Source organism: Methylobacterium nonmethylotrophicum, assembly GCF_004745635.1.
GTDB lineage: Bacteria > Pseudomonadota > Alphaproteobacteria > Rhizobiales > Beijerinckiaceae > Methylobacterium > Methylobacterium nonmethylotrophicum.
Genome location: NZ_SRLB01000045.1, coordinates 20155 through 40249 on the forward strand (window position 1 = coordinate 20155; position 20095 = coordinate 40249).

Sequence of the window (20095 nt, forward strand, 5' to 3'; positions counted from 1 at the left end):
TCGGGGAAAACGTCCAGCAACCTTAGCCGTGCCGGCGCGCAGGCGCAAAAACTACCCCGCCAGCGCCGCCAGGGCCGGGTCGACCCGGGCGAAATGGTCATCCCAGGTCGGCGCCTCGTAGCCCGCGAGGCGCCCGGCCATCGCGGCGCGCAAACCCGAGCCGGGTGCCGCCAGTTCCTCGACCACCCGCATCCAGCCCAGGCCGTCGAGCGGGTGCAGGAACTCGGCGAAGGACCCGGCGATCTCGCGGTGGACCGGGATGTCGGAGGCGACGACCGGCAGGCCGCAGGCGGCGGCCTCCACCACCGGCAGGCCGTAGCCCTCGGCGAAGGAGGGCATCAGGAGGGCGGTGGCGCTCCCCATCAGCCGCACCAGCCCGGCGGTCGAGAGGCCCGAGACCTCGGTGACGTGAGCCCGTACCGCGGGGCAGCGCTCCAGGAGGTCGACCACGTTCTCGCTCTCCCAGCCCCGGCGTCCGACAACGACGAGGCGCGGCGTCGCCTCGCCATGCCGGAGGCCGAGCTCGCGCCAGGCGGTGAGCAGCGTGATCAGGTTCTTCCTCGGCTCGATCGTGCCGCAGACCAGGAAGAACGGCCGGGCCGAGGGCGCCGATGGAGCGCCCCTGAAGACCGCCTCGATCCCGAGCGGCCCGACGGTGACCGGCGGCACCCGGCGCCCGAGCCCGGCGAGGTGGGCGGAAAAGCGCGCGCCCACATCGGCCGAGTTCACCACCACGGCCCGGGCGTGGCGGGCCACCGTCTCCATCCGCACCCGGTGCCGCTCCGCCTCGCCGGGGCGGCCGTATTCGGGATACGCGATCGGGATCAGGTCGTGAACGAAGAAGACCGGCTTGACGTCGGGCCGGTCGTAGAGCCAGTCGAACCGCGCCGGCAGGTCGAGGCGCAGGTGCGAGGTGTGGAGGTAGAGGCTGCCCGCCGGCAGCCGGCCCGGGCCGGGCGCCCGGAGCGCGTCGAGCCAGGCCCGCAGCTGCCGCGCCCGCCGGGCCCTCGCCCCGTCCGGCGCTGCCGGGCCGGGCCCGGCGGCCTCCACGGCGAGCCCGAGCGGCGGCGCGAGGTCGCGATAGACCGGGTCGTCCCCCGCCGCGACGGATTCGGTCCAGGCCGCCACCGCCGCCTCCACGAGGCCTGCCATCTGCTCCCGGTCGAGGATCCGCGGGCCGAGCCGCGTCGAGACGACGCCGAAACGCGCCCCGTCCTGCGCCAGCAGGTGCCGGGCATAGGCGAGGTCGACCCGGTCGATCCCGGTCGGGCTCGCGTGACGCAGGCGGGTGACGAGGCGGGTGAGGTCGAGGGCGACGGCGGGGTTCGGCATGAAGTCCTTGATGCGGTGACGATCCGTGGCCGTCGTCCTACACAGCCGCAGCGACAAAGCCCAATCCGGGCCCGTCCTGTGCGGCAGCGCACAAGACGGGGCCGAGAGGCGGGATGGTCGCTCTTGCAACGCTGAGCAATGATGATTTATCGCAATCGTCACCGCTCCGTTGCGTCGCGGTGACAAGGATCGGCCGCGCCGCCTAGTATCGCGGTCGCCGGGGGTTCGGCGTTCGGGTGAGACAATGGCGATCGTCGATTTGGATCGGGATGCGGTGAAGAACGGTCTGGCGGACGGCTCGGTCCTGCTGATCGACGTTCGCGAGCCGCACGAATTTTCTTCGGGCCACATCCCGGGCTCGGTCTCCTTCCCGCTCTCGAGCTTCGATGTCGAGCAGCTCCAGGCGATGATCGCCGCGGACGGGCGGCGTCCCGTCCTGTCCTGCGCGGCGGGCGTGCGCTCCGCGCGTGCGCTGCACTACCTCCAGAGCCAGGGCATCCCCCTGACCGAGCATTATGCGGGCGGGTTCAAGGACTGGGCCAATGCCGGCGAGACCGTGGAGTAGCTGATTGCGGCCGGTTCTCCGGCCGCGACATCCCCGCCCTCGGGGCGGTTCGACATCCCCCGGCCCCGGGAGGGCCGCGCCGAGGGCGGCGCGGTTCCCGTCGACGGCCAGCCCCTGGACGCGGATGGGTTCCGGCCCATCTCTGACGCGCGTCAGACGGGCCGCATGCACGAGATGAACGGGAGAGTGAGTATGCGCAGGCTGAGGCTGGCGGCGGTGATCCCGGCGCTCCTGCTGATGGCCGGGATCCCGGCGCGGGCCCAGGCTCCCGGCGGGCCGCCCCCCACGGTCACGGTCGCCAAGCCCGTGGTCAAGGAGGTGATCGAGCACGACGACTTCACCGGCCGCTTCAACGCGATCGAGTATGTCGAGGTGCGGGCCCGGGTCACCGGCTACCTGCAGAAGATCCACTTCCAGGACGGCGCCGTGGTGAAGAAGGGCGACCTGCTCTTCACCATCGACCGCCGGCCCTACAAGGCGGCGCTCGACCAGGCGACGGCGGCCCTGGCCTCGGCCCAGGCCCGGCTGAACTTCACCCAGACCGACCTCGAGCGCGCCCAGACGCTCAGCCGCTCGGGCAACATCTCCGAGCAGGTCACCGACCAGCGCCGGCAGAACTCGCTCACCGCCCAGGCCGACGTCGACAGCGCCACCGCGGCCCTGCGCCAGGCCCAGCTCAACTACGACTTCACCGAGGTGCGTTCGCCGATCGACGGGCGGATCTCGCAGCGCCTCGTCACCGAGGGCAACATCGTCATCACCGACCAGACGATGCTGACCACGATCGTCTCCCTCGACCCGATCTACTTCTCGTTCACGGTCGACGAGCGGTCGTTCCTGGCCTACCAGGGCACGCTCAAGATCGGCATGGGGGCGACCCAGAACGAGCATACCGTGCCGATCCTGGTGGCGCTCACCGGCGAGGACAAGCCGACCCGCAAGGGCACGCTCAACTTCGTCGACAACCGCGTCGACGAGGCGACCGGCACGGTGCTCCTGCGCGCCACGGTCGAGAACCCGGACCGCTTCATCAAGCCGGGCCTGTTCGGCATCGTCAGCATGCCGGCCTCCCGGCCCTATCGCGGCGTGCTGATCCCCGACGAGGCGATCGGTGCCAACCAGGACAAGCGCCTCGTCTACGTCGTCGGCGACGACAACGTGGTCCAGCCGCGCAACATCCGCCCGGGCCCGAAGATCGACGGCTACCGGGTGGTGCGCGACGGGCTCAAGGGCGACGAGACCATCGTGGTCACCGGCCTCACCCGGGTCCGCCCCGGCGCCAAGGTCACGCCCGAGCGCAAGGACCTGCCGCCGGTCCGCCAGTAAGCCGCGACGCGCCGCCTTGTCGGGCGGCGCTCCCATCAGGACGCCACTGCTCCCGTCATGGGGGCGCCACGCCCGGACAGGGCGCGAGAGGCCCACCGATGCGTTTTGCCCATTTCTTCGTCGACCGGCCGATCTTCGCCTCGGTGACCTCGATCGTCATCCTGATCATCGGCTACGTCTCGTACATCTCGCTGCCGGTCTCCCAGTACCCGGAGATCGTGCCGCCGACCGTGGTGGTGCGCGCCTCCTATCCGGGTGCCAACGCCGAGACCGTGGCGGCCACCATCGCGACGCCGATCGAGCAGGAGATCAACGGCGTCGACAACATGCTGTACATGTCGTCGCTGTCGACCAACGACGGCAACATGCAGCTGACCGTCACCTTCGCGCTCGGCACCAACCTCGACATCGCCAACGTGCTGGTCCAGAACCGGCTCTCGGTCGCCCAGCCGCGCCTGCCCGGCGACGTGCGCAACCTCGGCGTCACGGTCCGCAAGTCCTCGCCCGACCTGATGATGGTCGTGCACGTGCTCTCGCCCGACGGCACCTTCGACCAGAACTATCTCGCCAACTACATCTACCTGCGCCTGCGCGATCCGCTCCTGCGCCTCAACGGCGTCGGCGACATCACGGTGTTCGGCGGCTCCGAATACGCGCTCCGGCTCTGGCTCGACCCGAACAAGCTCGCCTCCTACCAGCTCTCGACCACCGACGTGGTCAACGCGCTGCAGGAGCAGAACGTGCAGGTGGCGTCCGGCGCGCTCGGCGCGCCGCCGGCCCCCGCCGACCAGGCGTTCCAGCTCACGGTGCAGACGCAGGGCCGGTTCCAGGACCCGAGCGAGTTCCGCAAGGTGATCGTCAAGGCGGCCGAGGGGCGCCTGGTCCGCATCTCCGACATCGCCCGGGTCGAGCTCGGGCAGAAGGACTACACGACGAAGTCGTTCCTCAACGGCCAGCCGGCGATCGGCATCGGCGTGTTCCAGCGCCCCGGCACCAACGCCCTCCAGGCGGCCGAGCAGGTGCAGGCCTTGATGAAGACCCTGGCCAAGGACTTCCCGCCCGGCCTCGAGTACCGCATCGCCTACAACCCGACCGAGTTCATCGCCGAGTCGGTGCACGAGGTCTACAAGACCCTCGGCGAGGCGATCGTCCTCGTGGTGGTGGTGATCCTGGTCTTCCTGCAGAGCTGGCGCACCGCGATCATCCCGATCATCGCGATCCCGGTGTCTCTCGTCGGCACCTTCGCGGTGATGGCGCTGCTCGGCTTCTCGCTCAACAACCTGACGCTGTTCGGCCTCGTGCTCGCCATCGGCATCGTGGTCGACGACGCGATCGTGGTGGTGGAGAACGTCGAGCGCAACATGGCCGAGGGGCTCTCGCCCGGCGAGGCGGCCCACAAGACCATGGACGAGGTCGGCGGCGCGGTGGTGGCGATCGCGCTGGTGCTGTCGGCGGTGTTCATCCCGACCGCCTTCATCCCGGGCATCTCGGGCCAGTTCTACCGGCAGTTCGCGCTCACCATCGCGGCCTCGACCATCATCTCGATGTTCAACTCGCTGACGCTGTCGCCAGCGCTCTGCAAGCTCTTGCTCAAGCCCCATACCGAGCATCACCGGCCGCGCTTCTTCGTGGCGCGGTTCGGCGCGTGGGCGGCCAACACCTTCAACCGCGCCTTCGACGCGACGGCGAACGCCTACGCGGCGACGATCCGCTTCCTCACCGGGCGGCTGGTGCCGCTCCTCGTGATGCTCGCCCTGTATGGCGGGGTGATCTACGGCGTGCTGCATCTCGCCCGCACCACGCCGACGGGCTTCATCCCGCTCCAGGACCAGGGCTACCTGCTTGTGGTGGTGCAGTTGCCGCCGGGCTCGTCCCTCGAGCGGACGACGGCGGTGGTGCAGGAGGTGTCGCGCCGCTCCCTCGACATCGACGGCGTCGGCAACACCGTGGTGATCTCGGGCTTCGACGGCGCCACCTTCACCAACACCACCAACGGCGCGGTGATGTTCCTGCCGCTCAAGCCCTTCGCCGAGCGCCTCGCCAAGGGGCGCACCGCCGGCAAGATCCTGCAGGACGTGCTCGCCAAGACCGCCCCGATGCAGGAAGCGCGGATCATCGCGATCCCGCCGCCGCCGGTGCGCGGCCTCGGCAATGCCGGCGGCTTCAAGATGCAGGTCCAGAGCCGCGAGGGCTCGGATATCGCCCGCCTGCTCCAGGTCTCGGGCGACCTGATCGGCGCGGCCAACCGTGACCCGAACCTGACGCGCGTGTTCACCACCTTCGGCAACGACACGCCGCAGCTTTATCTCGACATCGACCGCACGGTGGCGCGCATGCTGAACGTGCCGCTCGCCAACGTGTTCTCGACCCTCCAGGTCAACCTGGGCGGCGCCTACGTCAACGACTTCAATACCTTCGGGCGCATCTACCAGGTCCGGGCCCAGGCCGATGCCCGCTACCGGATGGAGAAGGAGGACATCGAGCGGCTGAAGGTTCGCTCCTCCACCGGGGCCCTCGTGCCGATGGGCACGCTCGCCAGCATCCGCGACATCGCCGGGCCCCAGATCGTCCAGCGCTACAACCTGTACTACTCGATTCCCGTCCAGGGCGATTCGCGGCCGGGCGTGTCCTCGGGCCAGTCCCTCGAGGCGATGGAGAAGCTCGCCCGCCAGACCCTGCCGGACGGCATGAGCTTCGAGTGGACCGAGATCGCGTTCCAGGAGAAGGCGGTCGGCAACACGGCGATCTACGTCTTCGCACTCGGCGTGCTGCTGGTTTTCCTGGTCCTCGCCGCGCAGTACGAGTCCTGGGCGCTGCCGCTCTCGATCCTGCTCGTGGTGCCGACCGGCGTGCTGGCGGCGCTGGCCGGCGTGCAGTTCCGGGCGCAGGACAACAACATCCTGACCCAGATCGGCCTGATCGTGCTCATCGGTCTGGCGGCCAAGAACGCGATCCTGATCGTCGAGTTCGCCCACCAGATCGAGGAGAGCGAGCGCCGCGGACCGGTCGCCGCCGCCGTCGAGGCCTGCCGCCTGCGCCTGCGGCCGATCCTGATGACCGCCTTCGCGTTCATCCTCGGCGTGGTGCCGCTCGCCTTCGCGACCGGCCCGGGCGCCGAGATGCGCCAGGCCCTCGGCACCGCGGTGCTGTTCGGCATGCTCGGGGCGACGATCTTCGGCCTGTTCCTGACCCCGGTCTTCTACGTGGTGATCCGCAACATCCTGATCCGGCTCAACCGCTGGCGCGGGGTCGACGACCATCACGGCGCGCCGGAGCCGGCGCGCTGAGCATCAGAGTCGCCGCTCATCGACTCCCTGGTCGTTCCGGGCTCCGCATCGCGGCCCCGGAACGCCCAGGAGGGTGTCGCTACGGATGAGCGGGCGGACGGGCCCCGACAAACGCACGCGGGAGCGTGCGCCTCACGCCGTCCCGTCGCCCTGCAGGTAGCCGGAGCGGCGGCTGTCGGGCATCTGCAGCGAGACCAGGAACGCCACGGCGCACATCGCCGTCACGTACCAGTAGAAGGTGGTCTCGGAGCCGGCCTCCTTGAAGCTCAGCGCCACGAACTCGGCCGAGCCGCCGAAGATCGCGTTGGCGATGGCGTAGGACAGGCCGACGCCCAGCGCCCGCACCTCGGCCGGGAACATCTCGGCTTTCACGAGCCCGCTGATCGAGGTGTAGAACGAGACGCAGAGCAGCGCCGCGGTGATCAGCCCGTAGGCCAGGATCGGGTTCCGCGCATCGGCGATCGCGTGCAGCAGCGGCACCGTCAGCAGCGTGGTCGAGGCGCCGAACAGCAGCATCGCGGTCTTGCGGCCGAACCTGTCCGCGAACATGCCGAAGAAGGGCTGCGCCACCATGTAGGTGAACAGCACCGCCGTCATCACCAGGTTGGCGGTCTTCTTGTCCATGTGCGTGGTGTTGACCAGGTACTTCTGCATGTACGTGGTGAAGGTGTAGAAGATCAGCGAGCCGCCGGCGGTGTAGCCGAGCACGGTGAGGAAGGCGCGGCGGTGGTTGCGCCAGATCGACGCCATGCTGCCGGCCTCCCGCGACGTGCGGGTCTCGGCGGTCGAGGTCTCGTGCAGCGAGCGCCGCAGGTAGAGGGCGACCACGGCGGCACCGGCGCCGATCAGGAACGGGATGCGCCAGCCCCAGGCGGTCATCGCCTTGTCGTCGAGGGTGAGCGTCACCAGCACCACGACGAGGGAGGCCAGGAGCTGGCCGCCGATCAGCGTGACGTACTGGAACGAGCCGTAGAAGCCTCGCTTCCCCTTGAGCGCCACCTCGCTCATGTAGGTCGCCGAGGTGCCGTACTCGCCGCCGACCGAGAGCCCCTGCGCCATGCGGGCAAGCAGCAGCAGGATCGGCGCGAAGATGCCGATCTGGCCGTAGGTCGGCAGGATCGCGATGACGAGCGAGCCGGCGCACATCATCATCACGGAGATCAGCATCGAGGTCTTGCGGCCGTAGCGGTCGGCGACGCGGCCGAACAGCCAGCCGCCGATCGGCCGCATCAGGAAGCCGATGGCGAACACCGCCGCGGTGTTGATGAGCTGCACCGTCGGGTCGGAGCCCGGGAAGAACACGTCCTTGAAGTAGATCGCCGTGAAGGCATAGGCGTAGAAGTCGTACCACTCGACGAGGTTGCCCGACGAGGAGCCGATGATGGCCTTGATGCGGGCCTTGTTGTCGTAGGCCGCGATGGTGGTGTCCTGCGAGGCGAGGCTGTCGGCGGCGGGGGGCCGCGCGGCTCCGGGCCGGCTCTGGGCGGTGGTCGTCATCGCGGGTTCGGTCTCCTCGCCGGGTGGCAGGTGTCGGCGGCGGGTCTCCGCCGGGCGCCGACGTCGCGCAGGGACTAAGAGAAGGATCGCCCCGGGTACAGCCCCGAGCGCTGCCCGTCCTGCTGTTTTTCCGGCACGGCCCGGCTCGACGCAAGGTTAGCGGCATGACGCAGGGTCGGGACGGCAGGAACCGCCTCCTGTGTCCCGGCCTGATCGACGGTCGAGACACGAAGCGGGGCGGGACCGACAGTCCGCCGCGCCGCTTCCATCTTGCGAAGACGTCTCACGGCCGCGCCGCGCAGGCGTCCCGCGGCTTCAGTCCGGAGGCGCCCGTCTCGCTGGTCGCGCCCTCGGCATAGGCCGCCACGGCGGCGTCGAGATGCGGCGCCAGCCGCTCGCGCAGGGGCGCGATCTCGTCGCCGACCTGCACCCAGCGGGCCCCGGTCCATTCCTGCACCACGACCGGCCGGTGGCCGCTGTGGTCGGCGCAGGAGAGGCGCAGGCGCCGGGCGAAGCCGACGAGGCCGAGCTCCTTCCAGCGCACCGGGTCGAGATTGATCGCCTCGAGCCCGCGGCGCATCGCGGGACCGTCGATGCGCCGCTCGCCGCCGAGGGCCTGCGCGTTGCGGATGCCCTCGGCCAGGATCACCCCGGCATAGACCCCGCGGTTGTAGAGCGGGCCGGCGCCCTCGTCCTTGCCCGTGCGCGACAGCCCGGCATCGACTACCAGGAGGTCGATCTGGTCGAAGGCCGGGAAGCTGTCGCCCGGCGCATGCCAGGTCACGATGCGCAGGCCCCTGGCCGCGAGATTGTTGGCCGTGAGGTCCCGGCCGGCGGCGCCCGGCCGCAGCAGGTCGTCCTCGCCGGTCCAGCCGAGGGCGACGATGCGGTTGAGCGGGATCCCGGCGGCCGCCGCGTCGCGCAAGGGGGTGCCGGAGAGGCCGGCCGTCGCGTCCAGGACGACGAAGTCGGGATCCGCGGCCTTGGCGCTGCGCCAGGGATCGGGCGCCGCCGGGTCGGATCCCGGCTCGTCCGGCAGGGCATAGGCGCGGAAGCCGAGGCCGAGCTCCGCCGCCAGCGCCCGCAGCACCGGCACCGGCTCGCGCCCGGCCGGGCTGTCGCGGTGCATGTAGGCGAGGCTGCGGCCCTGCGGGCTGTCCTCGCTGCCGCCCTGGGCGAGATGGGCGAGGGTCGCGCTCAAGGAGTCCCAGACGGTGGCGGGCGGCGCGAAGGCCCAGGGTGCCGCGTCCCCGCGGGCCATCACGGCCGGTCCGTAGCCGGAGGCGACCAGCGGCATCCGGTCGGCGGGCAGGCGCGGCAGCAGCGCCAGCGCCGCATCGGCGCTGCCTGGGACGACCGCGACGCTGCCGCGGGCCACCGCCGCCTCGTAGCAGGCGCGGGCCCGGGCCATCTCGCCCCCGGTCTCGCATTCCTCGACCGCGAGGGGGATCCCGCCGACGCCGCCGTCGCGCCGGTTGAGCATCGTCAGGTAGTCGTAGACGCCGTTCGCCGCCGGCGTGCCGGAGGCGGCCATCGGGCCGCTGCGCTCGGTCAGCACCGTCAGCCGCAGGCCGTCCTCCGCTGCCGCAGGGGACGCGAGGAGTGTGACGAGGCAGGCGGTGACGGCGAGGCGGGGCGGCATGGCCGTGTCCTGAAGGCGGTGATCCGGGCGGCGGCGGCCAGCCTACGCCCGGGACAGGCCGGGCGATAGGTCAGGATTCGAGCACGCGGCCTGCGGGAAACAGCACCTCGACCAGCGTGCCCTCGCCCTTGCGGCTGGTGATGCGCAGCGAGGCCCGGTTGGCCTCGACGAGGGCCTTGGTCAGGGGCAGGCCGAGGCCGGTGCCGCCGCCGCGGCGCTGGGTGGTGGCGATCTGGCGGAACGGCTGGAGCGCGGTCTCGACCTCCTCCGGGCTCATGCCGATGCCGGTGTCGCGCACCCGGAGCGCCACGCCGCCCCGGTCGGTCGCCGCCGTCGAGACGATCACCTGCCCGCCCGCATCCGTGAACTTGATCGCGTTCGAGATCACGTTGAGGGCCGCCTGACGCAAGGAGCGCTGGTCGGCCAGCACCGCCGGCAGGCCCGGCGCGAAGCTCGTGCGCATCACCACCCGCTGCCGGGCGGCCTGAGGCTGCATCAGGGCGACCGATGCGGCGACGAGGTCGTTGAGGGCAACGCCCGCGAAGGCGAGGTCGAGATGGCCGGCCTCGATCTTGGCGAGATCCAGGAGGTCGTTGACGAGGCTCACCACGTGCTCGCCGGAGGCCCGGATGTCGCGCAGGTAGTCGCGGTAGCGCTCGCTGCCGACCGGCCCGAACTGCTCCTCCAGCATGACCTCGGCGAAGCCGATGATGGCGTTGAGCGGCGTGCGGACCTCGTGGCTGATGGTGGCCAGGAAGTCGGATTTCTGGGCGCTGGCGCGCTCGGCCTCGCGCCGGGCACGCACCAGCTCGGCCTCGGTGCGCCGGAAGGCCGAGACGTCGCGCAGGACCGCGGCGGTGCGACGCTGCGGGCTCGCCACCGGCGCCAGGGTGAGGAGGAGGGGCAGCGGCCCGTCCGGTCCCCGCGCCAGCACCTCGTCGCCGGTGGAGGCCGGGCTTCCCGTGCTCGCCCGCAGGAGGGCGGCCTGGGCCGCCGGCCGGCTCTCGGGGGCGAGCAGGCTGGTCAGGAACTCGCCCGCGACCTCGCGCGGGTCGGTGCCGAGCAGGGTCTGCGCGCCCCGGTTCATCCCGACGACGCGGCCCTCCTCGTCGAGGACCACGACGCCGTCGGTGACCGCGTCGAGGATCGCCGTGGTCTCGCGCAGATGCGCGTCGCGGTGGGCGAGGCTGGCCTCGGCCGCCGCGAGGGACTGGGCCGGGTCGGCGTCCGGCAGGCGCCGGACGGTGAGGACGCTCGCCGGCGCCCCGTCCCACTCGACCACGCTGACGCTGACGCCGACCGGCACGCTGCCGCCCGCGCGGGTGGCGAGCGCGATCGGGCCCGCTTCACGGGAGCCCGCTTCGCCGGTGCCGCCCTCGCCGGGGCCTGTCTGCACCGCGGGGTCGCGGCCGCGGAAGATCACCCCCGGGCCGCCGGCGGTCGCGAGCGCCTCGGCGCTGTCGTAGCCCGACAGCGTCAGGAGCTGGCGGTTGACGAGCAGCACCTCGTCGCCACGATGCACCAGGAGCCCGACCGGCAGGCGGTCGACGAGGCGCGCCAGGGCCGCCTCGCCGCCGCGCTCCGGCTGGCGGGCCAGGGCCTGGAGCTGCCCTTGCCCGCCCCGGAACGGCGTCACCGCACCCCGGACGCTCTGCGGCGCCGGCGCCACGACCTCTGCGCCGTCGGGGTCGCCGGCGAATCGGGCGCCGAGCGCCCGGGCGATCTCCCGGAAGGCCGCGTGCTCGTTGAGGGACAGGGAGCGCGGGCGCTCCTCTGCCACAACCTCGGGAGACGGCTCGGGCGCCGCGACGGACGGCGCCCCATGAACCGGGCTCTCTTGATCCGGGCCTTCATCGACCGGATGCTCGTCATCCGGGCTCCCACCATCCGGACTTCCACCATCCGGACTCTCCTGGGCCTGGCTCCCGTCGACCTGGCTCTCGCCGCGCCGGCTTTCCGGCGCCGCGGCCTCGGGGGCGGACGGCGCGGGGGCGGAGGTCCCCGTCGGCGCGGGGTTCGGGCAGGGCAGCCGCGTGCCGAAGCCCCAGCTCATCCCGAGCTGGGCGAAGGGCGCCGCCATCAGGCCGGCGAACTCCGCCATGGTGGCCCCGGCCAGCGCCGCGAAATCGGGTGCGTCCGGCCCCGGCTCCGTCGCGCGAGGCCGGGCGGCGGGGAACGGCGTCGGGTCGATGCTCGCGGGAATCGCACCGGGCGGGTGGTCCGGCTCTCCGGCGTGGGGGCGACCGATGGCGATCACCGCGGCGGCGCGCTCGCGCAGCGACGGGCGCGGCGGCTTCGCCTCGCTGGCTTCCGGCCGGTCGGCCGCCGGGACGACCCTGTCCGGATGGATTACCCCGAAGCCGCTGAACCCCGCGAAGGCGCGGCCGGGGCCGAGGCGCGGCGCCCCGGACAGATCGACCGCCACGGCCTCGCGGGTTCCCGCCCGGCGCCAGCGCACCGGCACGGCCCGGAAGGTGCGGCGCTGCGCCAGCGCCTCGGCGAGGTCGGCTTCCGCCTCGATGGGGCCGGCCAGGAGGTCGTCCCAGGTCCGGCCGACCGGCGAGGCGCCGATGGTGTCGGAGAGCCGCGCCGTCGCCTCGACGAGGCAGCCGCGGGCGTCGCTGCGCCACAGGAAGCGCAGGCCGGGACCGGGCGCGGACCGGGGTGCCGCGAGGGCGTGTTCCGGCTCCGGCTCCGGTACGGGGGAAGGCGCAGGCGGGGCGCGGCGGGGCCGGCGGCCCGGCAGCGGATCGAGGATCGCGAGGGCGAGGCCGGCGCTGCCGTCCGGAAGGGCGGCGGGCAGGCAGGCGCAGAGGAGGGGCGGGGCGAGGCGGCCGGCGAGGCGCAGGCGCTCGAGCCGCGGCTGCTGCGTCCCGGCGGGCAGGGTCAGGGTGCCGCGCAGCTGCGCCGGCAGGCCGAGCTTCGGGTCGATCCGCCCGGCGGCGTCCGCGATCGTCTCCCGCAACGCGGCGGCGGCCGGGGAGGCGTGGAGCAGGTGCGTGGCGGACCGGTCGAGCAGCAGGAAGGCCGCGTCGGGTCCGGCGATTCGCTGACCGAAGGCCGGAACGGCCCGCAGGGCCTCGATCGTCGTCTCGAAGAGCACGTCCCGACCCACTGCCTCTCCTTCGCGCCGCGCGCAGCGGCCGGTGTCCCGCGACGCAACCCGCGTGGGAAACCGGACTCACCCCGGATGCTTTAAACCAACTGGCCCCTTCCCGCACCGGCACGAAATGCGCACTCTCGGCGTTATCACGCCGTCAACCTTAACGACCCACGGGAAGGTGGCATTTTGCCCAGGGCATGTTATTGTGCGGTGCACAATACGTGCCGGGCCCACAGCGTGCCGCGCCAAGGGCCGCGCCAAACATGAGGAGACGAACATGACCCAGACCCCGAACTACGAGATCCCGACCGAGATGCGGGACTTCGCGGAGAAGAGCGTCGAGCAGGCTCGGAAGGCGTTCGACTCCTTCCTCGGCGCCGCGCGCAAGACCGCCGACACGCTTCAGGGTTCGGCCGAGATGGCCCGCAACAACGCCCAGGACGTGTCGAGCCGCGGCTTCTCCTTCGCCGAGCAGAACGTCAACGCCGCGTTCGACCTCGCCCAGAAGCTCGTCCGTTCCAAGGACGTGCAGGAGGCGATGCAGCATCAGGCCGAGTTCGTGCGCAGCCAGTTCGCCGCCATGCAGTCGCAGGCCCGCGAGTTCGGCGGCCTGGCCCAGAGCGCGATGCAGCAGGGTGCCGAGAACGCCAAGCAGGCGATGCAGCAGGGCGCCGAGCACGCCCGCAACGCCATGCAGCAAAGCGCCGACGCCGCCCGCAAGACCGCCAACGACGCCGCCAACGCCGCCAAGGACGCCGCGTCCTAAGAGGCGCCCGGCCCGTCGGGGGCCGGTGGCAGAGGCACGCCGACGGTGACGGCCGCGCTCCCCTCGGGGCGCGGCCCCTTTTTTGGCTCCCGCATGCCGTCGCTCAGACCCGGTCCTGGCTCTTGTTGCGGTGCAGCGGGCCGATGCCGAGTTCCTGGTCCTCGTCGTCATCCATGTCGTCGGTCGTGGCGGCGCCCCCGCGGCGGGCCGGCGGATCGACGGCGCGGATCAGCCGGACGATCTGCATCGCCCGGTCGGCGCAGTCCGGCGAAAGACGGGCGATCTCCTCCGCGATCACGACGACCGCATCGAGGGTGCGCTGCCACTGTGCCGAGGTCGTCACGGCGGATCTCCAAGGCTCGGGGTCAAGGGCTCGGATTCAAGGACTTCGGTCGCGCGACACCGGCCGCGATTTGCCGGGCCGGACCGGTTCGGCTACCGATGCGGCGCCGGGAGGCCGGCCGCGCGCCGGCACGGCATCACGCCACCTGACGGCGTTGCCCAGGATACCGTCCCGCCAGAGAGGAACGCAATGATGCGAGGGTTCGTTCGCGCCGGCCTGTCGTCGGCCGTCCTGTTGGTCGCGGTCCTGACCGGCGCGGCACACGCGCAATACTACCGGGAGAACACGCCGCCGGGCTATGGCTACGAGCGGTACGAGCGTCCGGCGCCGCGCCGCGCCGTCGGCTACAATTGCGAGGCGGTGCAGCGCGGCCTGACCGGCCCGCGGCCGTATTCCTGCCCGCTGCCCGGCCCTCGCCCGCTCGGCGCCCGCTGCTTCTGCGACATCCCGATCGCGAGCTTCAGCGCGCCGCAGCCCCCGGCCCCGGGCCAAGTGGTGCCCTGACCAAGTGGTGCCCTGACCAACCGGTGCCCTGATCGCGCGAAAGGGCCGCCGCCGGCGGCCCTTCCCACTCTGCGCCCGATCGTCGGCGCGTCGTCCGCGTCTATCGGTTCACCGGACGCGCGCCCTCACTGCCGCTTGCCCCAGCGCACCCCCGGCGCCGGGCCCGCGCCCGCCGCGAGCTGCCCGACGGCGGGCCCCGAAGCATTGCCCGGATGGTGCTGCGAGCCCTCGCCCATCGGGTCGGCGGCCATCAGGTCCGGGGTCGCGGCCATGTCGGGCGAGCCGCGGCCGGTGGCGAACTGGCCGGCCTTGCGGAAGCGCCAGAGATAGCCCGGCACCACCGCCTCGATCGCGGTCGGCGCGATCCCGATCCCCTCGATCGTGCGCCCCTCGGCCCTGGCCGCCTCCGACACGACGTTGTCGCTCTGCAGCAGGGTGACCTGGTCGCGGGTGAGCTTCAGGGTGTCGGGCAGGAGACCGAGCGTCAGGGTATCGGCCAGTTCCATCGCCCGGGCCTGGAGCCGGGCGGCGGGCGCGGGCAGCGGCAGCAGGACGCGGCTGCGCATCGTGACCTTCAGGGTGTACTCGACGAGCTGCTGCAGGGTCAGGATCTCCGGCCCGCCGAGCTCGTAGACCCGGCCGCCCTGGAGCCGGCCCTCGACCGCCCGGGCGATCGCCTCGGCGACGTCGCCGACGAAGACCGGCTGCATCCGGGCCCCGGCCCCGGCGAGCGGCAGCACCGGCAGCATCCGGGCGAGCGCGGCGAAGCGGTTGAAGAAGCTGTCGCCCGGCCCGAACACGATCGACGGACGGAAGACCACCGCGTCGGGTCGCGCCGCGAATACGTTGGCCTCGCCGATCGCCTTCGAGCGGGCATAGGCGGAGGGCGAGGCCTCGTCGGCGCCGAGCGCCGAGACGTGCACCATCGGGGCGTTCACCGCGGCCGCCGCCCGTGCGACCTCGCCCGCTCCCTCCGCCTGCAGGCGCTGGAAGCTCTGGCTGCCGCTCTCCTGCAGGATGCCCACGAGGTTGACCACGATGTCGGCGTGCTCGGCGGCGCGCACGATCGAGGCCGGGTTGCGGAGGTTCGCCTGCACGCCGACGATCTGGCCGACGCGGCCCAGCGGCTGGAGGAACTGCGCGAGGTCGGGCCGGCGCACCGCCACCCGGATCCGGTAGCCGCGCTTGGCGAGCGCCCGCACGACGTGGCGGCCGAGGAAGCCCGATCCCCCGAACACGGTCACGAGCTGCGAGGCGGGCCGGGTCAGGCCGACGGTGTCGAAGCCGGTCATGGTCGTGGGGTCCTTCCGCGGGTCTTGGCCGGAGGGGGCGTGCCGGGGTCACCGGCCGGGGGCGACCGGCCCGGCGCTCGTGCCGGCTCCTTAGTCGAGGGGACGGGCCCTGTGAAGCTCCGGCGCTGCCGCGGGGCCGGGAACGCAGGCAGTTCGGCACCGTTCGCCCCGCATGACACCGCCCATCCGAACCGGTCCCGGCCTCGCCCCCGGCCTCCTGATCGGCCTCGGCCTCGGCGGGTTCTTCGACGGCATCGTGCTCCACCAGCTGCTGCAATGGCACCACATGCTGAGCAGCTGGCACCCGATCACCTCGCTCGCGGCTCTCGAACTCAACACCCGCTGGGACGGCTACTTCCACAGCGCCACCTACGTACTCGTGGTGCTGGGCGTCTTCCTGCTCTGGCGCCGGGGCGGACCGCATGACGGCCGGGCCCTCGCCGGTTCCGTGCTCATCGGCTGGGCCGCGTTCAACCTGGTCGAGGGCGTGATCGACCACCAGGTGCTCGGCGTGCACCACGTCAACGAGACGGTGCCGAGGGCGGCCTGGCCCTGGTGGGATGCCGGGTTCCTGGCCTGGGGCGCCGCGATGGCGGTGATGGGCGCGCTGCTGGTGCGGGGCCGCCGGTGATGCGTGCGGCGCTGCCGTGGATCGTGCTGGGTCTCGCCCTGACGGCTGCGACGGCGCCGGTCTGGGGGCGGTGGGTCGCCGGGTTCGATCCGACGCTGGACGAGCTGCTGACCCTGCGCTGCGGGCCGGACGCGCGCCGGCGCGGGGCCGTTCGCGCGGGTCGCCGCCATCACGCCCGTCCGGAGGCTCGTCGCCGGGACGGGAAGCCCCCAGGATTGCGCGAGGCTGTCGGCGGGCAGCGAGTTTACGGCTATATGCGGCGATGATCCTTGCAACGAACGGAAGGAAATATATCGTCGAATACCGATAAAAAATCAAATGAACGGGCGGAACGAAGATGCCGAACGCATCCATGGCGGTCGCGCTGACCACTCTCATCGCGGTATTTGCGTTGGCACCCTGGCTGTTTGCCCGAATGTTGCTGAAGGCACGCCATGAAAGGTCTGGTTCTTCGACCGACGATCTTGAAATTTTGGCAAGTCAACTCGCCGAACTGGTTGATATCGCGAGGTTTATCAACAGCGGTTTCGAGGATGACAACTATTACTCGATTCGCAGCAAATATGCTGTCATCGCTAAAATCCTCAGAAATCACCCGAAGTATTCACGGTACGTCGATGAGGTTCCGAGCGTCGCGGCGGCGGTCGATCGGGCGCTTCCGCTGAGTCTGCTGAAGCTCGAGGACAAGGAGCGGCTGCTCGTCAGCGTGCGCGAGCTTCAGGGAGCCGTGCAGATCCTGATCGATCTCCGGAATGCCGGCTGCTTCCCCGAGATGACGGCCGACCGGAGCCGGACAGGCGCGACGCCGGCTGTGGTCGCACCGTCCGGGCGGCCCCGTCGGGGACGCGGATACCGCCTCGCCGCCGGCATCGCGGCGGTCGTGATCCTCGGCCTCCTCGCCGGGACGACGCTCCTTCCGCCCGGAAGCGGGCCGGTCGGCGTCGCCGCCCTGGTGGCGTCCGCCGATCAAGGGGTCCGGAACGCCGCCGGCCTCCTCGGCCGGGTGCGTGCCGCCCCCGCCGAGGAGGCATCCGGCCGGCCGGCCGGCGACGCCGGCGGGGTCGAGCGGGACGATCCGGCTGCGTCGCGGGAGCTTGCGGCGCGGTCGCAGCGGCTCGCCGCCGAGATGGAGGCCGTCGGGCAGGCCGTCGCGCGTCGCCAGCACGAGCTCGGCGCGCTCGATGCCGTGATCGCGCGTCTGCGGCACGTCGCGGAAGCGGCATCCGCCGACGAGACCCTCCCGGCCCGCCTGCGGAGCAGCGCCGAGACCGCCCGCCGGGCCGCCGACGAGGCCGAGGAGAGCCGGCGCACCGCAGCCGCGGCCGCGGCCGGTGCCGCCGAGGTTCGGGCGGTCCTGGACGCGGCGACCGGCGAGGCCGCCGCCCTGCGGGCGCAGGCGGCGGAGCAGCGCGAGGCGCTCGCCACCGTGGTGACGGACATCGCCGCGACGCGAGCCGGGCTCGGCGCGATGCGCGAGACGGTGTCGGAGGAGGCCGGCAAGGCGGACGTCATCCGGAGCGAGGGCGAGGCGGGCATCCGGCAGGTTCGCGACCGCCTTGCCGCGCTCGGCGACCACGTGGGGGCGCTCGACAGGACGGCGCAGGACGTCCGGGCGGCCCTCGACCGGGTCGCCGGGATGATCGACGGCATGGAGGAGACCGCGCGGGCGGTCGCGGAGGTTCGCGACGCGGTGTCCCGGGAGCGCCAGCACCTCGCCGACCTCTCCGCCGGGGGCGGCGAGGTCGACCGGTCGCTGTCGGCGCTCAAGATCCGGCTCGCCGCGCTCAGCGACTCGCTCGCCGGTGCGGCGGCCACCGTGAGCCCCGTGCCCGCCCGAGCGCCGTCCCCGCCGGCGAAGGCCGATCCCGCCCCGACCAGGACCGAGGCTGCGCTCCGGCCGGACGACTGGCGGCTGGTCCAGCACGCCCTGGGCAGGGCCGGCTACTATACCGGCAAGGCCGACGGCAGCCCGGGGGAGAGCACCAGGGCGGCGATCGCGAGGTACCAGCGCGGACTGCGCGAGGAGGCGACCGGCCGGCTTTCGCCGTCCCAGATCGACCGGCTGATCCGCCAGCGCCCCGGTGGGCCGCCGATGGCGGCGCGCTGACCGGCAGGCCGTCATCGTCCCGGAAGGGCCGTCGCCGCGGAGATCCGGGCCTCGTCGGGCCTCGTCGCGGGACCGCGTGGACGGCCGATGCAGCGCCGACGAGGCTTCGCCGGGCGCCGTGCGCGACTCAGGCGACCTTGCGCGGCACCATGCGCTCGCTGCCCAGCGCCTCCCGCGCCCCCGACAGCCCGGCCTCGGCGTATTCCGCGTCCTCGTTGACGTTCCAGACGTCGTAGCGGCGCTCACCCAGCAGGATGTTCCGCGCGGTCAGCATCGCGGTCATCATCGCGTGGTCCTGGTTGTTGTACTTGTGCATGCCGTTGCGGCCGACGAGGTGGAGGGTCGGGTAGCTGCCTTCCAGGTCCCGGCGGATCGTCGCCACGTGGGCGCGGTAGGCGTCGTCGTACACCGGATAGGCCTTGGGCTGGCGCACCACGCAGGCATCGACCACGCTGGCCGGGTCGACGAGGCCGATGAGCCCGATCTCCCGGCGGGCGAGGGCGATCAGCTCGGAATCCGGCGCGTTCCACAAGCCGTCGCCCTCGAAGCAGAAATATTCGAGGCCCAGGCACGTGTAGGACTCGTCCGGCACCATCTCGGGCGACCAAGAGCGGAAGTTCTGCACGCGGCCCACCTTCACGGCCGGGTCGTGGACGTAGATCCAGTTGTCCGGAAAGCTGTCCTTCGCCCGGGCGATCAGCGCCACGGTGAGGAAGTCGCGGTAGCGCAGGGACCGGGCCTGGAAGGTGCTCAGGGGGGCGGGGCGGATCGCGCCGACGAGCTCGCGGATCGGCGCCGAGGACACGACGTGGCGGGCCGTGAAGGTCTCGCGCCCGCCGTCCGCGCGCCGCGCGCTCACCGTCCAGAGCTGCGTGCCGGCATCGTAGGTCAGGCCGTCGACCCGCCGGTCGAGGAGGACCCGGCCGCCCTTCGTCCGGATCGCCGCGGCAGCGGCGTCCCACATCATGCCGGGGCCGCGGCGGGGATAGCGGAACGATTCGATCAGGGTCTTGATCACCGGATCGTCGCCGGACGCCCGCCGGTGCAGCCCGAGCGAGCGCTTGAGCCCGTCGCGGATCGCGGCGCCGAGGTCGAGCCCCTTGATGCGCTGGGCCGCCCAGTCGGCCGAGATGTCGTCGCACGACATCCCCCACACCTTCTCGGTGTAGGTCTTGAAGAAGATCGAGAAGAGCCGCTCGCCGAACTGGTTGCGGACCCAGTCGTGGAAGCTCCGCGGCTCCGCGATCGGCCGGGCCCGGGCCCAGAGATAGGAGGCGACGCAGGCCGTGCTCTCGAGGATCCCGAGGTTGCGCAGGGCCTCGAAGGCCCTGAGCGGGTAGGCGTAGGTCTTGCCCTTGTAGTAGATCCGCGACAGGCGCGGCCGCTCGATGAAGTCGTCGGGCAGGATCTCGTTCCAGAGATCGACCACCTCCTTCGCCTTCGAGAAGAAGCGGTGGCCACCAATGTCGAACAGGAAGCCCTTGTACTCCACCGTGCGGCTGATGCCGCCGACCTGGGTCGGATCGCGCTCCAGCACCACGACGTCGCGGCCGGCCTTGGCCAGCATGTAGCCGGTGGTCAGGCCCGCCGGTCCCGCGCCGATCACCAGCGTCTCGGTGTGAAGGCTCATCGCTCGGGCAACTCCGGGGCCGGCTCGGCCGCTCCGCATGGAGAGGGCACTCCCCAAGCCTTACCGCCCG

14 protein-coding genes are annotated in these 20095 nt (G+C 72.1%); 7 read left to right on the forward strand and 7 right to left on the reverse strand.

Features of this window, described 5'->3' with window-relative positions:
- Window positions 1–51: 51 nt before the first annotated feature.
- Window positions 52–1332, reverse strand: a complete 1281-nt coding sequence (locus EU555_RS32405; protein ID WP_135419455.1) for a glycosyltransferase family 4 protein — start codon at window positions 1330–1332, stop codon at window positions 52–54.
- A 244-nt stretch (window positions 1333–1576) separates the two neighbouring features.
- On the opposite strand from EU555_RS32405, the gene EU555_RS32410 reads away from it, so the two are divergent.
- The 3 genes from EU555_RS32410 to EU555_RS32420 all read left to right on the forward strand — a co-directional run bounded on the left by EU555_RS32410 (window position 1577) and on the right by EU555_RS32420 (window position 6510).
- A complete protein-coding gene (locus EU555_RS32410) occupies window positions 1577–1897 on the forward strand; it encodes a rhodanese-like domain-containing protein (protein ID WP_135419456.1) in 321 nt (106 codons plus the stop codon).
- Window positions 1898–2089: 192 nt separating this feature from the next.
- The gene (locus EU555_RS32415; RefSeq protein ID WP_135419457.1) at window positions 2090–3223 is read left to right on the forward strand and encodes an efflux RND transporter periplasmic adaptor subunit; all 1134 of its coding nucleotides are present in this window, start codon (window positions 2090–2092) and stop codon (window positions 3221–3223) included.
- Window positions 3224–3321: 98 nt separating this feature from the next.
- Window positions 3322–6510: an efflux RND transporter permease subunit gene (locus tag EU555_RS32420; protein ID WP_135419458.1), complete on the forward strand. Its 3189-nt coding sequence runs from the start codon at window positions 3322–3324 to the stop codon at window positions 6508–6510.
- 132 nt (window positions 6511–6642) lie between these two features.
- Here EU555_RS32420 and EU555_RS32425 read toward each other — a convergent pair whose 3' ends face one another.
- The 3 genes from EU555_RS32425 to EU555_RS32435 all read right to left on the reverse strand — a co-directional run bounded on the left by EU555_RS32425 (window position 6643) and on the right by EU555_RS32435 (window position 12764).
- Window positions 6643–8007, reverse strand: a complete 1365-nt coding sequence (locus EU555_RS32425; protein ID WP_135419459.1) for an MFS family transporter — start codon at window positions 8005–8007, stop codon at window positions 6643–6645.
- A 283-nt stretch (window positions 8008–8290) separates the two neighbouring features.
- Window positions 8291–9649: an ABC transporter substrate-binding protein gene (locus EU555_RS32430; protein ID WP_135419460.1), complete on the reverse strand. Its 1359-nt coding sequence runs from the start codon at window positions 9647–9649 to the stop codon at window positions 8291–8293.
- A 70-nt stretch (window positions 9650–9719) separates the two neighbouring features.
- Window positions 9720–12764: an ATP-binding protein gene (locus tag EU555_RS32435; RefSeq protein WP_135419461.1), complete on the reverse strand. Its 3045-nt coding sequence runs from the start codon at window positions 12762–12764 to the stop codon at window positions 9720–9722.
- A 265-nt stretch (window positions 12765–13029) separates the two neighbouring features.
- On the opposite strand from EU555_RS32435, the gene EU555_RS32440 reads away from it, so the two are divergent.
- Window positions 13030–13518, forward strand: coding sequence for a phasin (locus EU555_RS32440; RefSeq protein WP_135419462.1), 489 nt, complete (start codon window positions 13030–13032; stop codon window positions 13516–13518).
- A gap of 103 nt (window positions 13519–13621) precedes the next feature.
- Here EU555_RS32440 and EU555_RS32445 read toward each other — a convergent pair whose 3' ends face one another.
- Window positions 13622–13861 carry a hypothetical protein gene (locus tag EU555_RS32445; protein WP_135419463.1) on the reverse strand — a complete coding sequence of 80 codons (240 nt, stop codon included), beginning with the start codon at window positions 13859–13861 and terminating at the stop codon, window positions 13622–13624.
- Between the two features lie 192 nt (window positions 13862–14053).
- Here EU555_RS32445 and EU555_RS32450 point away from each other — a divergent pair, with 192 nt between their 5' ends.
- Window positions 14054–14365 carry a hypothetical protein gene (locus EU555_RS32450; RefSeq protein ID WP_135419476.1) on the forward strand — a complete coding sequence of 104 codons (312 nt, stop codon included), beginning with the start codon at window positions 14054–14056 and terminating at the stop codon, window positions 14363–14365.
- Between the two features lie 125 nt (window positions 14366–14490).
- On the opposite strand, the gene EU555_RS32455 is transcribed toward EU555_RS32450, so the two are convergent.
- Window positions 14491–15657, reverse strand: coding sequence for a complex I NDUFA9 subunit family protein (locus EU555_RS32455; protein WP_135419464.1), 1167 nt, complete (start codon window positions 15655–15657; stop codon window positions 14491–14493).
- Window positions 15658–15829: 172 nt separating this feature from the next.
- Here EU555_RS32455 and EU555_RS32460 point away from each other — a divergent pair, with 172 nt between their 5' ends.
- Complete coding sequence (locus EU555_RS32460; RefSeq protein WP_135419465.1) at window positions 15830–16288, forward strand: DUF2243 domain-containing protein; 459 nt, start codon at window positions 15830–15832, stop codon at window positions 16286–16288.
- Between the two features lie 337 nt (window positions 16289–16625).
- Window positions 16626–18395, forward strand: a complete 1770-nt coding sequence (locus tag EU555_RS32470) for a peptidoglycan-binding domain-containing protein (protein ID WP_135419467.1) — start codon at window positions 16626–16628, stop codon at window positions 18393–18395.
- A gap of 127 nt (window positions 18396–18522) precedes the next feature.
- On the opposite strand, the gene EU555_RS32475 is transcribed toward EU555_RS32470, so the two are convergent.
- Window positions 18523–20025, reverse strand: a complete 1503-nt coding sequence (locus tag EU555_RS32475; protein WP_135419468.1) for an NAD(P)/FAD-dependent oxidoreductase — start codon at window positions 20023–20025, stop codon at window positions 18523–18525.
- Window positions 20026–20095 lie beyond the last annotated feature (70 nt).